A 13030-nucleotide genomic window follows, 5' to 3' on the forward strand; every position below is an offset into this window, starting at 1 on the left:
GTTCCAAAGTGGCCGGAGGATCGGAAGCGGCGCGGCGGGGGGAAAGAACCAATTGCGCTGAATGTTGGCCGTTCATCGCAGGCGACTGTCGTCCGTTCACTCAGGCCTGCGGCGGGGGGCGCACGGAGCGTGAGGCTTCACGGGGTGCCTGTTTCCCCGGCACCACTCCACGCGGTGACTCAACCCCCTGGACCACCCTGTCTTTACGGGCTGCGACACGACGCGTTAGCCTGGAGGCTCAACAGCTTGGCTTCCCGCGTCATGCGGGAAAGGGGTCCTGACGATGCCGTTCACCCTCCCTCCGCGCTACGGGCTGTATGAGCCGGAGACCGAGCACGACGCCTGCGGCGTGGGATTCGTGGCCCACATCCGGGGACAGCGCTCTCGGGGCATCGTGGAGGACGCGCTGGAGCTGCTCAACCGCCTGAGCCACCGCGCCGCGGCAGGGCGCGACCCGGAGACGGGCGACGGCGCCGGCATCCTGGTGCAGTTGCCGCACCGCTTCTTCAACCATGAAGCGCCGCGGCTGGGTTTCGAGCTGCCGCCGCGCCGCCAGTACGGCGTGGCGCAGGTGTTCCTGCCGCAGGAGCCGGAGGCGCGCCGCGCGTGCGAGGCGCTGTTCGAGGACGTGGTGGAGGAGGAGGGGCAGCGGCTGCTCGGCTGGCGCGACGTGCCAGTGGCGCCGGAGGAACTGGGGCCGCTCGCGCGGGAGGCCGCGCCGTTCATCCGTCAGCTGTTCATCGCTCGGCGCCGCGTGGTGCCCAGCGCCTTCGAGCGCAAGCTCTACCGCATCCGAAAGCTGGTGGAGAACCGCGTGCTGGCGCGCGGCGTGGATCCGCAGGGGCGCTTCCACGTGGCCAGCTGTTCGTCGGAGACGCTCATCTACAAGGGGCTGCTGTTGCCCCGGCAGCTGCCGCGCTTCTACGCGGACCTGCGGCACCCGGAGTTCGTCAGCGCGCTGGCGCTGGTGCACTCGCGCTTCTCCACCAACACCTTCCCCACGTGGGAGCTGGCGCAGCCGTTCCGCTTCATCGCGCACAACGGTGAAATCAATACACTGCGTGGCAACCGCAACTGGATGACGGCGCGGCGAGGGCTGCTCCAGACGGCGAAGCTGGGCGGGAGCCTGGAGCCGCTGTGGCCCATCATCGTCCCGGGCAAGAGCGACTCCGCGCAGTTCGACAACATGGTGGAGCTGCTCTACCTGGGCGGCCGCACCCTGCCCCACGCGATGATGATGATGATCCCGGAGGCGTGGGAGGGTCACAAGGAGATGGGCGACGAGCGCCGCGCCTTCTACGAGTACTCCGCGTCCCTGCTGGAGCCGTGGGACGGCCCCGCGGCCATCGCGTTCACGGACGGACAGCTGATTGGCGCGACGTTGGACCGCAACGGCCTGCGCCCCGCGCGCTACCTGGTGACGGAGGACGACCGCATCATCCTGGCGTCGGAGACGGGCGTCATCGACGTGCCCCCGTCGCAGGTGCGCCGCAAGGGCCGGCTGACGCCGGGCCGCATGCTGCTGGTGGACACCACGGAGGGGCGCATCCTGGAGGACGAGGAGGTGAAGCATGAAATCACCTCGCGCTGGCCCTACCGCCGCTGGCTCCAGCGCAACGTCTTCACCTTCGAGGACCTGCCCGCCGTCCCCGCCCCCGCGCGCCTGAAGGGCGAGACGCTGTGGCGGACGCAGCGCGCGTTCGGCTACACGGATGAAGACGTGCGCACCACGCTGGTCCCCATGGCGGAGACGGGCAAGGAGCCCACGGGCTCCATGGGCACGGACACGCCGCTGGCGGTGCTGAGCGACCAGGCACCCACCCTCTTCAACTACTTCCACCAGCTCTTCGCGCAGGTGACCAACCCGCCCATCGACCCGCTGCGCGAGGCGCTGGTGATGACGCTGGCCACCGCGCTGGGCCCGGAGGGCAACACCTTCGAGGAGACGCCGGAGCAGTGCCACCGGCTCTCGCTGCCCGGCCCCATCCTCACCAACGGGCAGCTTGCGCGACTGGCGAACCTGCGCGGCGACACCGGCCTCTTCGAGCCGCGTCCCTTGAGCCTGCTGTACCCGCACGCGGGCGGCGCGGCGACAGCGCTGGAGGTCGCGGTGGAGCGGCTGTGCACGGCGGCGGTGGATGCCGTCGACGCGGGCGCGAGCATCCTCGTGCTGAGCGACCGGGGCGTGGACGCGGCGCACGCGGCGATTCCGGCGCTGCTGGCCGTGTCCGCGGTGCACCAGCGGTTGGTGCGCGACGGCACGCGCATGTACACGGGCATCGTGCTGGAGACGGCGGAGGCGCGCGAGGTGCACCACTTCGCGTGCCTGTTCGCCTACGGCGTGTCCGCGGTGAACCCGTACCTGGCGCTGGACACGCTGCGCGCGCTGGCGGACGCGGGGGAGCTCAAGGCGGACGCGGACAAGGCGCAGGCTCAGTACCTCCACGGCCTGGAGGAGGGCCTGCTCAAGGTGATGTCCAAGATGGGCATCTCCACGCTCCAGTCCTACCGCGGCTCGCAGCTCTTCGAGGCGGTGGGTCTGCAGCGAAGCCTCATCGAGAAGCACTTCACCGGCACGTCGTCGCGAGTGGAGGGCGTGGGTCTGCCGGAGCTGGGACGCGAGGTGGCGGAGCGGCACGCGCGCGGCTTCGGCGTCGGCGCGGACGGCGAGGAGGACCTGCTGCCGGTGGGCGGTCAGTTCCGCTGGCGCCGGCAGGGCGAGCGCCACAAGTGGAACCCGGCCACCGTGGCGAAGCTCCAGGCGGCGGTGCGCGCGAACGACGCGGCGCAGTTCCAGGAGTACTCGAAGCTGGCGGACGACGAGACGCGCGAGCACAGCAACCTGCGCGGCCTGTTGGACGTGGTGACGGACGGCTGCACGCCGGTGCCGCTGGAGGAGGTGGAGCCCGCGCTGGAGCTGGCGCGGCGCTTCGTCACCGGCGCCATGTCCTTCGGCTCCATCAGCGCGGAGGCGCACGAGACGCTGGCCATCGCGATGAACCGGCTGGGCGGCAAGTCCAACAGCGGCGAGGGCGGCGAGGAGTCCCGCCGCTACACCCAGGACCCCAACGGCGACTCGCGCCGCAGCGCCATCAAGCAGGTGGCCAGCGCGCGCTTCGGCGTGACGGCCGAGTACCTGGTCAACGCGGACGAGCTCCAAATCAAGATGGCCCAGGGCGCCAAGCCCGGCGAGGGAGGCCAGCTTCCGGGCCACAAGGTGGACGAGCGGATTGCGCGCGTGCGCTGGAGCACGCCGGGCGTGACGCTGATTTCGCCGCCGCCGCACCACGACATCTACTCCATCGAGGACCTGGCGCAGCTCATCTACGACCTCCAGTCCGTGAACGCGAAGGCGCGCGTGAGCGTGAAGCTGGTGAGCGAGGTGGGCGTGGGCACCATCGCCGCGGGCGTGGCCAAGGCGGGCGCGGGCTGCGTGGTGGTGGCGGGCTACGAGGGCGGCACGGGTGCCTCTCCCCTCTCCAGCCTCCAGCACGCGGGCCTGCCGTGGGAGCTGGGGCTGGCGGAGACGCAGCAGGTGCTGGTGCACAACGGCCTGCGCTCGCGCATCCGCGTGCAGGTGGACGGCGGCCTGCGCACCGCGCGCGACGTGCTGGTGGCGGCGCTGCTGGGCGCGGAGGAGTTCGGCCTGGCCACCGCGAGCCTCGTGTCCGTGGGCTGCATCATGCTGCGCAAGTGCCACCTCAACACCTGCTCGGCGGGCATCGCCACGCAGGACCCGGCGCTGCGCGAGCGCTACCAGGGCACGCCGGAAAACGTCGTGAGCTTCTTCCTGCTGCTGGCGGAGGACCTGCGCCTGCACATGGCGAAGCTGGGCGTGCGAAAGCTGGATGAACTGGTGGGCCGGGTGGACCTGCTGCGCCAGCGCGCGGCGGTGGACCACTGGAAGGCGCGCAAGCTGGACCTGTCCGCGCTGCTCGCCGCGCCGTCCGCGCCAGCCACCGAGCCGCGCCACTGCCAGACGCCGCACCGCAAGGACGTGGCGGACCACCTGGACCACGAGCTGCTCACCAAGGCGCAGTCCGTGCTCGCGGGCGGGCCGCCGCTGATGCTGACGCTGCCGGTGGCGAACACGCACCGCGCGGTGGGCGCCATGCTGTCCGGTGAGATTGCCCGCCGTCACGGCGCGCAGGGGCTGCCGGACGGGAAGCTGCGGGTGAAGCTGAAGGGCTCCGCGGGCCAGAGCTTCGGCGCGTTCCTCGCGTCGGGCGTGACGCTGGAGCTGGAGGGCGACACCAACGACTACCTGGGCAAGGGGCTGTCCGGCGGACGCATCATCGTCTACCCGCCGGAGGGCAGCCGCTTCACGCCCGAGGAGAACGTGCTCGTCGGCAACACGGTGCTCTACGGCGCCACGGCCGGCGAGGTGTACCTGCGAGGACTCGCGGGTGAGCGCTTCGCGGTGCGCAACAGCGGCGCGCAGGCGGTGGTGGAGGGCGTGGGCGACCACGGCTGCGAGTACATGACGGGCGGCGTGGTGGTGGTGCTGGGCCAGACGGGCCGCAACTTCGCGGCCGGCATGAGCGGCGGCACCGCGTATGTGCTGGACCGCGAGCGCTCCTTCCGCGAGCGCTGCAACCTGGAGATGGTGGAGCTGGAGTCGCTGGTGGACGAGTCGGAAATCTGGCTCGTGCACGGGATGATTGAACGCCACCTGCACCACACCGGCAGCGCGCTCGCGCGGCGGGTGCTCGACAACTGGGAGCTGATGGTGCCGCAGTTCATGAAGGTGATGCCGTCCGACTACAAGCGCGTGCTCCAGGCGCGAAGGGCGGCGCGCAGGCCGCCACCGGCCGCGGGCGTGCAGCAACTCCACGTCGTTGGCGGGGGGACCTGAACCATGGGCAAGCCCACGGGTTTCATGGAGTGGCAGCGCGTCCACGCACCCAAGCGGGACAAGGTGGAGCGCCTGGAGGACTGGCGCGAGCTGCACCTGCCGTTGTCCGCGGACGAGGCGAAGCGGCAGGCGGGACGCTGCATGGACTGCGGCATCCCCTTCTGTCACCAGGGCTGTCCCCTGGGGAACCTCATCCCGGACTTCAACGACGCGGTGTACCGGGGCCAGTGGAAGGAGGCGTACCAGGTGCTCAGCCGCACCAACACCTTCCCGGAGTTCACCGGACGGCTGTGCCCCGCGCCGTGCGAGGCCGCGTGCGTGCTGGCCATCGACCGGGACGCGGTCACCATCGAGCAGATGGAGAAGGAGATCTCCGAGCGCGCCTTCGCGGAGGGCTGGGTGAAGGCCCGGCCTCCGGCGCGGCGCACGGGCAAGCACGTGGCGGTGGTGGGTTCCGGGCCCGCGGGCCTGGCGGCGGCGGCGCAGCTGAACGCGGCCGGGCACAGCGTGACGGTGTACGAGAAGGACAGCCGCGCCGGAGGCCTGCTGCGCTACGGCATCCCGGACTTCAAGCTGGAGAAGGCGGTGCTGGACCGCCGGCTCGCGCTGATGGAGGCGGAGGGCATCGTCTTCCGCACGGGTGAGGATGTGGCCGTCACGCCGGGCTGGCGCGCGCTGCGCGAACAGTACGACGGCGTGGTGCTGGCCCTGGGCGCGCGCAAGGCCCGCGAGCTGGACGTGCCGGGCCGCGAGCTGTCCGGCGTGCTGCAGGCCATGGACTACCTGGAGCACCAGAACCGCGTGGTGACGGCGGGAGCATCGCCGGACGCGCGGCTGGAGGCCCAGGGCAAGAGGGTCATCATCCTGGGCGGCGGCGACACGGGTTCGGACTGCCTGGGCACGGCGCTGCGCCAGGACGCGGCGAGCGTGATGCAGGTGGAGCTGCTCCCCGCGCCGCCGCAGCTGCGCGCGAAGGAGAACCCGTGGCCGCGCTGGCCACTGGTGTTCCGCACGTCGTCCAGCCAGGAGGAGGGCGGCGAGCGCGCCTTCGCGATGATGACGAAGCGGCTGGAGGGCGAGGACGGCCAGCTCAAGCGCCTGCACGCGGTGCGCGTGGAGGTGCAGCGCGAGCCGAACGGAGCACTGAAGCTGGTGGAGGTGCCGGGCTCCGAGGAGGTGTTCGAGGTGGACCTGCTCGTGCTCGCCATGGGCTTCACCGGCCCGAACACGGACCGGCTGGCGGAGGAGCTGGGCGTGACGCTGTCGCCGCGCGGCACGGTGCAGGTGGACGCGAAGTTCGCCACCTCCGCGCCGGGCGTGTACTGCGCGGGCGACGCCAGCCGGGGCGCGAGCCTCATCGTCTGGGCGCTCGCGGACGGACGTGAGGCGGCGCGCGCGCTGGACACCTGGCTGTCCGGCACCGCCTCCGCGCTGCCCACGCGCGGTCAGGATTGCGCGTTCTAGACCTGGGTCAAAGTCAGACGCCTCACAGGAAAACGGGGCGTCTGGTTGCTTTTCCATTCCAGACGCGTCGGACTCCCGACACGGCCCTCGTCCTGGAGGGCCGATTGGGAGGCAGCATGCGGAAGCTGGGATTGGCTGGAGTCCTGACGGCGCTGTGGGCCGTGGCGGCGCTGGGCTGTGGGGGTGTGGCGCCCGCGGAGGAGGATCTCGCGAGCACGGAGCAGGGGCTGGAGGCGTGCGTGCCGAACGCGACCTATTGCAGGCCGGACGGCTCGCGGGTCTGTGACTACGACGGCTTCTGCCGCCTCCCATGTACTCCGGGAGGCCCGTCGTCCCAGTGCGGGAGCCGCGAGCAGTGCTGCCTGGGCTACTACGACCCCTCGGAGGACATCCTCGTCCTCCCCCACTGCGCGCCCTCCTGCAACTACCCGCAATGAGCCCGGGGGCGCGGGCTCGCCGGACCTGAGGGTCAGTGGACGCGGGCCGCGGGCGGCTGGAGGAAGTCGAGCGGCAACTCCCGCAGCTGCGTCCTGAAGCCGGGACGCAGCTCCAGCAGCTGCTTCACCACGCCGATGTCACGGATGGGGCCCACCGTGAGCGCCGGCGCTGGCGCACCGGGGGGCACGTCCAGGGGCACGCTCCCAGCGAGCGCCTCCATCCGGGACAGGAAGCCCAGGTCCAGGTCGATGAACCATCCGCACGTGGTGCAGCTGGCCAGCTCCTGCAGCCGCTGATGCCGGCGCAGCAGGTCCGCGAATGGCCACGACGCCACGGCGGACCCGAACTGGGCATCCGGCACGGTGAACATGAAGCCCGGGCCCCCACCCGTCAGGAACTTGGACAGCCGGGCCGGGATGCCCGACGTGGGGCTGACGTGCACGAAGGCCAGGTTGTCCGTGCCCGAGAAGTCGTTCGTGCCCGTGTCCTTGAAGTGACAGCCATTGCACGTGTTGACGGAGAACTCCTTCCGCGCGCAGACCTCCGTGGCATCCGTGGGCACCACGCTGAAGCCTTCCCAGTGGGTCGGCGGCGCCACCAGCGCGTTGGCGCCCAGGAACGGTCTGCCATTGAGGGTGCGAGGCACCGTGAAGTGCGCGGTGCACCGGGTGGGGACGGTCACCGGCTGCTCGACGCCGTTCTTGACCTGCGTGCGGACGAAGGTGTCGATGTCCGGATCCGTCTGGGAATCATGGGTCGCGTCATCGGGAGTCAGCGCCATCGTGTGGACGCGAAGGGGCCCGTTGGAGGGTTTGTCCTTGCCGGTGACGGGGTGCTCGTCCGCCAGCCGGAACTCCCGCATCTCCCACGGAAACGCCAGGGCGACCTCGTTGGTGCGAATCTGGTTGAGCGCGTTCGCGTTGCCCTTCCCCGGAGCCCGTCCCCGCAGGACGACGCTCTGGGTCATCTGCGTGAGCTGCGCCTTGTAGGCCACGTTGAAGGACGTGAACGTCCCCAGCAACGCCCACTGCCGTGCCCAGGCGACGACCGGCGCGCACCCCTCGCCGGGCACGCCGTATTCGAAGATGACGGTGAAGGGCTTGAGGTTGCACGTCGCCTCCGTTCCACCTCCCCAGGATGAGGGGCGCGTCAGCCCGAAGATGAAGCGCAGTTCGCCCGGGTCGTTCGGCTTGTCGTCGTAGTCCCGGATACCGGCCAGGTCGATGCGGTTGACGATGGCCAGCAGCCGGAAGGGCGCGATGTCCAGGTCCAGCGGATTGCTCAGCACCACCTCCCAGCGGCCCGTGGAGGTGTTCTGCTGGAAGGCCGAGGTCGCGCCGCTGGCTGCGGCCCAGGGGGCAATCACTTCGTCATACATCTTGCGGCGCGCGGGCACCGTGTCGCCGTTGGATTGGAAGTCATTGAGCCAGAGCGACAGCCAGTTCAGCACGAAGGCCTCCGGCCGAGCGCCGGACCCCTGGGCCATCTCCCGCATGAGGTGCGCGAAGGTCCATACCCCGCCCTTCGTCCCCGCGCCGGTGCACGGGTCCCACGTGCGCGCCGGGTCGAGCACCACGGCCGGGTCGCGGATCATCTGCGTCCGCTCCCACTGGGGCTGGGTGGAGGTCGGCACCAGCGGGCAGTTCGTGACCGGCACCTGCCTACCCCACCCGAAGGCCTCCGCGTCCACGGGGAGCCCCTCGTAGCGGGCGACCGGGTGGCGGCCGTTGAACAGGATGGACTCCCGGGTGGTCGGACCAAGCTCGCCCGAAGCCAGGCGGCGCTCGTTCTCCTGGCGTCGCTCCAGCTCCGAGTCCGGGAGCCGCGTGAAGAGCGTGAAGAAGTCCGGACCGGGGCTCGAGGGAATCGCGCCCAGCCGCGCCAGGGTGTCGGAGTGGAACAGGACCGTGGGCCGAGCCGGATCTCCCACCACGCGCACCAGGCTGTCCGAGAGCAGCCGGTTGGCGGGGGGCGGCAGCTTCACGTGCACCGCCGTCGTCTCCCCCAGCGGCGTGGGCTGTTCCAGCTTCTGGACGAAGGTTCCGGCGACGGACAGGCCCGGCACGAGGGGCAGTTCACCCAGGCTCGTGCTGCTCCCCCGCGACTCCTCCGCGGCACCCTGCCGCGAAGGCTCCTGCGCCGGATCCTTCGCGCAGCCACTGACGGCCAGCACGGCTCCCAAGACGGCGATTCTCAACTCCTCGCACTTCCGAAACATACATGTCCCCCGGTAATGCCAGCCTTTGCATGAACTGGATGGCATTGACTCAACGCCGCAGGGGTGAAGTGCGCGCACGGACGTCCGACCCATGACGGGGCGCAGTCTCGCCCCGGACAAGGTGCTGCCCGCGCGAGTGAGCAGCAGGGGCTCCACCCATTCCCTTCCCGACAGGCGCACGGCCTCGCGGGGTCCACACGCTTGGAGGCCCAACGCATCACGGAGCCCACCCGCGTGAAGCGAGGGGCCCCGTGTGCACCGGCGTCGGTGGGGAAGAGCGCTACGCGGGAACGGGCTCCGACGGAGCGGCGTGCTCCGGGACGGAGGGCGCGCTGCTCGCGGCGGGCGCGGGCGGCGTGGGGACGGCGAGTGCGGCGGTGGGGACCTCGCCCACGGTCTCTCCGTGCTGGCTCAGGTCCAGGCCCTCTTCCTCCTGCTCAAGGGTGACGCGCAGCGGGACGATGCGGTCGACGATCTTGTACAGGATGTAGGAACCCACGAAGGAGAAGACGGAGACGACGACCAGCGCCAGCAGGTGCATGAGGAAGGTGCGCGTGGTGCCGTAGATGAGGCCCACGTCCTTGGCGAGCACGCCGGTGAGCACCATGCCCACGATGCCGCCCAGGCCATGGCAGGGGAACACGTCGAGCGTGTCATCCAGCGCGGTGCGGCTCTTGAAGTGGACGGCGGCGTTGCTGACGAAGCTGGCGACCAGGCCCACCACGATGCTCTGCCCCACGGTGATGAAGCCGGCGGCGGGGGTGACGGCGACCAGGCCCACCACCGCGCCCACGCAGGCGCCCATGGCGCTGGGCTTGCGGCCGCGCAGCCAGTCGAAGGCGATCCACCCGAGCATCGCGGCGGCGGAGGCCGTGTTGGTGGTGGCGAAGGCGAGCGTGGCCAGCGACGACGCGGACAGCGCGGAGCCGGCGTTGAAGCCGAACCAGCCGAACCACAGCATGCCCGTGCCGAGCATCACGAAGGGAACATTGGCGGGAGCATGCGTGGCGTGCGTCAGGTGCACCTGGCGGCGGCCCAGGACGATGGCGCCCGCGAGCGCGGCGAGGCCCGCGGACATGTGCACCACGGTGCCACCGGCGAAGTCGAGCACGCCCCACTGGCGCAGGAAGCCCTCCGGGTGCCACGTCCAGTGGGCGAGCGGCGCGTAGATGAAGACGCTGAAGAGCACCATGAAGAGCAGGTACGCCTTGAAGCGCACGCGCTCCGCGAACGCGCCGGTGATGAGCGCCGGGGTGATGATGGCGAACTTGAGCTGGAAGAGCGCGAAGAGGAGCAGCGGCACGGTGGGCGCGAGGTCCGGATGCGTCTCGCCGCCCACGCCGCTGAACATGAAGAAGGTGCGCGGATCACCGATGAGGCCGTGGAAGCTGTCGCCGAAGCAGAGGCTGAAGCCCACCACGACCCACAGCACGCTGATGACGGCCATGGCGATGAAGCTCTGCATCAGGGTGGAGACCACGTTCTTCAGCCGCACCATGCCGCCGTAGAAGAACGACAGGCCGGGCGTCATCAGCAGCACCAGCGCCGTGGCGGTGAGCAGCCACGCGGTGTCCGCCGGGTTGATGGGACCGCCCTGCTTCACCTGCGCCGCCGGGGCCACCAGCAGTCCCGCCACCCCCACCGCCACCAGCAGGGCCATCGCCATCCACTTCTGCATCGCCGCACCTCTCCAGAGAGCTGACGCGATGCAGTATAGGCTCAATCCGGGCTATTTTCAATCCAATGGGGGATATAATCCTCAATGTTAAGCATAAATTCTTACATACTAAGCCCATCAATCAACGTTTCAGCAGCAACCGCCAGGACGGGCCCCTGGTTGCTACCGCCTGTCCAGGATGCGTCCCTGTCCGTCGATCGCGAAGACGGCGCCTCCGTCCAGGATGGGCTCGTTCAAGCCGCAGCGCGCCGGGTTCGGGGAGAACCACACGAAGAACAGGTCTGCTCCCGATTGGAGGACATGGGTGTCGTAGGTGCTTCGCCTGGAGAGGCACTGCGCCATGCGCTTGTCGGGCTCCTGGGTCTGGAGCTCCGAACTCGGAGGCAGGAACTCGTTCATCGCGATCTCAAGGGCGGCCATCACGGGGCCCTCCAGGTGAACGCCCTCCTTGAACGAGTTCGGGAACACCACGGCGGCGGCCTCTTCCGGAGGCGCCCACGAAGCCTTCTTCACCTTGTGGTACCCGAGCAGCGAACACCCGGCCAACGGGAGGCAAAGCAGGGCAAGCCCCATGGACGTCTTCATCGCGAATCCTCCCTGCGAACGACTACGGCAACCATGACTGCCCCTCGAACAGGTCGAAGCTGAAGTCTCCCGCAGTTCCGGAAGCCTTCCCGATGGGGATCCATTTTCCACTTCGCAGCGCCGACACGACCCGGGAGGAGTCGTTGTAGTCGTACGCAAGGCATCCGCCATTCCGAGGCCCATAGAAGAGGAGCAGTTCGTGCTCCCAGATCCACCCGGACTTGTCCACGAAGCGGGCGGAGCCCCACGGCGACCAATCCGGCGCGTGGTTCGCGCCCATGTCCTCGCGGGAAAACTCCCAGTTGTGGGAATGCGGATGCGCGGGTCCGAGGATGACGGGGTCGCGGGCGTTGGCATCCCGAACTGCCAGCGGCACCTTGCAGTATTTTCTGCCTCCAAGCCCGTCTCCGCCAAGGTCCGAGAAGTAGCTGAGGAAATAGGCTTTCGATTGGGGGGAGGAGTACCAGAGTGCGCAGTATTCCTTGCCCTGCCGTCCATGCAGGGTCGAAGCACCGGGCATCTGGATCATCCGCTCACAGGCGACTTGAGCCAGTTCTTCCCGCGTCTTGAAGGGCCCCGCCAACGGACCCTCGACCTCGTAGATGCCACTGGCAAGTTGGCGGACTCGGATGTCTGGATGCGGCGCCGAGCATCCCAGAACCACAAGCAGCACCATCCAGTACACGTTCGTTGGCACTCACGGTCCTGCGGCAAGGTGACAGCGGATGCCTATCAAACCGCGTGCGCCCGACTCCAGCGCATCGGGACGGGTATCTCCCGTGGAAAGCCGGACTGTCCAACCCGGTCAGTCCTCGGAGTCTTCAGGCAGCGGGTTGTTCATCAGGGTGAGCCGCCCGGGGAGCTGGACCACGAGGAGGCCCTTGCTGTCGATGCGGATCTGCATGCAGTGGACGGCCTCGCCACTCTTGAGCCAGGCCTCCGCCTCGTCCCGGGTCGCGAAGTCCCGTTCGACCTTGATCTTGAAGCCGGGGTCGAGGCGCTCGCGGTAGTAGTGCGCGAAGTCCTCCAACTGCTCGTGCTCCTGGACGTAGAGCAGGCAGAACGCAGCGATCTCGAAGGCGCTCCACTCTCGCGTTCCTCGCGCATGCTTTCGACCCCGAGAACTTCCGCATTCCATTTGCGACTACCTAGCCGACAGAGGCGCCTTATCTGGGCAGTCCTCCTGAGCCATTGTGACAATTGTTTGCTGAATCCTCGGACAACAATCCTGACACGACCAGCCCCAGTCTGACGGGAGACTCTGCTTCCGCTTTGAATCAAGTCTGCACACATCAAGGCCCTGAGAGCCACCCCTCTAAACATCTTCGGCATCTGCTGGTTGCGAGGGGAGGAAGGCATGCTGGCTGGCAAGCAGGTGTGCGCTGCAAGGGACTGCTCAATCGGCACACCCTGGCCCCTGTGCGGACGATAGCCCCTTGGCCACTGTTGAGCTGGGGGTTCAACCGTCATGTTCGAAGCCATCGTGGAGCACTTCCTTACCCAGAGTCCACTCACCGTCATGGCCCGGGTGGTGCTGGAGCGCGTCTGTGACGCGGCGTGGGTCGATGCGGCGTTTCATGAGCACCGGTGCCGACAGTATGAGCGCGAGTTGCTGTTCTCCGATGTCGTCGACCGCATGAGCTTGGTGGTGCTGGGCATGCTCCCCTGAGCCATCCCCTCATATGAAACCGAGCGCTTCTTTGAAGACAGGGTGCTGATGGAGGAGTTCGGCGAAGCGCTCGACAAGCGGAAGCAGTCGCTCCTCCTTCATCATGGGAATGGCTTGGTAATA

9 protein-coding genes are annotated in these 13030 nt (G+C 69.0%); 4 read left to right on the forward strand and 5 right to left on the reverse strand.

The annotated features are described in order from the left end of the window. Window positions 1-283: 283 nt before the first annotated feature. From gltB to D7Y11_RS10275, 3 genes are all read left to right on the forward strand, one after another. Window positions 284-4855, forward strand: coding sequence for a glutamate synthase large subunit (gltB, locus tag D7Y11_RS10265; protein ID WP_126933578.1), 4572 nt, complete (start codon window positions 284-286; stop codon window positions 4853-4855). Between the two features lie 3 nt (window positions 4856-4858). Beyond that, the gene (locus D7Y11_RS10270; RefSeq protein ID WP_126933579.1) at window positions 4859-6319 is read left to right on the forward strand and encodes a glutamate synthase subunit beta; all 1461 of its coding nucleotides are present in this window, start codon (window positions 4859-4861) and stop codon (window positions 6317-6319) included. A 116-nt stretch (window positions 6320-6435) separates the two neighbouring features. Next, window positions 6436-6756, forward strand: a complete 321-nt coding sequence (locus tag D7Y11_RS10275; RefSeq protein WP_121751766.1) for a hypothetical protein — start codon at window positions 6436-6438, stop codon at window positions 6754-6756. Window positions 6757-6788: 32 nt separating this feature from the next. Here D7Y11_RS10275 and D7Y11_RS10280 read toward each other — a convergent pair whose 3' ends face one another. The 5 genes from D7Y11_RS10280 to D7Y11_RS10300 form a co-directional block, all read right to left on the reverse strand. Next, the gene (locus D7Y11_RS10280) at window positions 6789-8954 is read right to left on the reverse strand and encodes a hypothetical protein (RefSeq protein WP_233604820.1); all 2166 of its coding nucleotides are present in this window, start codon (window positions 8952-8954) and stop codon (window positions 6789-6791) included. A 301-nt stretch (window positions 8955-9255) separates the two neighbouring features. Continuing rightward, on the reverse strand, window positions 9256-10653 hold the full coding sequence (locus tag D7Y11_RS10285) for an ammonium transporter (RefSeq protein ID WP_126933580.1): 1398 nt from the start codon (window positions 10651-10653) through the stop codon (window positions 9256-9258). Window positions 10654-10815: 162 nt separating this feature from the next. Further along, the gene (locus tag D7Y11_RS10290; protein WP_126933581.1) at window positions 10816-11238 is read right to left on the reverse strand and encodes a hypothetical protein; all 423 of its coding nucleotides are present in this window, start codon (window positions 11236-11238) and stop codon (window positions 10816-10818) included. Window positions 11239-11260: 22 nt separating this feature from the next. Further along, the gene (locus D7Y11_RS10295; protein WP_126933582.1) at window positions 11261-11914 is read right to left on the reverse strand and encodes a hypothetical protein; all 654 of its coding nucleotides are present in this window, start codon (window positions 11912-11914) and stop codon (window positions 11261-11263) included. Window positions 11915-12043: 129 nt separating this feature from the next. Further along, window positions 12044-12376, reverse strand: a complete 333-nt coding sequence (locus D7Y11_RS10300) for a hypothetical protein (protein WP_126933583.1) — start codon at window positions 12374-12376, stop codon at window positions 12044-12046. 330 nt (window positions 12377-12706) lie between these two features. Between D7Y11_RS10300 and D7Y11_RS10305 the strand changes: the two genes are divergently transcribed. Further along, window positions 12707-12907 (forward strand): hypothetical protein, encoded by a 201-nt coding sequence (locus D7Y11_RS10305; protein WP_126933584.1) that lies wholly within the window; start codon window positions 12707-12709, stop codon window positions 12905-12907. Window positions 12908-13030: the final 123 nt, after the last annotated feature.

It is taken from the genome of Corallococcus sp. AB018, from assembly GCF_003986945.1.
Classification (GTDB): Bacteria; Myxococcota; Myxococcia; order Myxococcales; family Myxococcaceae; genus Corallococcus; species Corallococcus exiguus.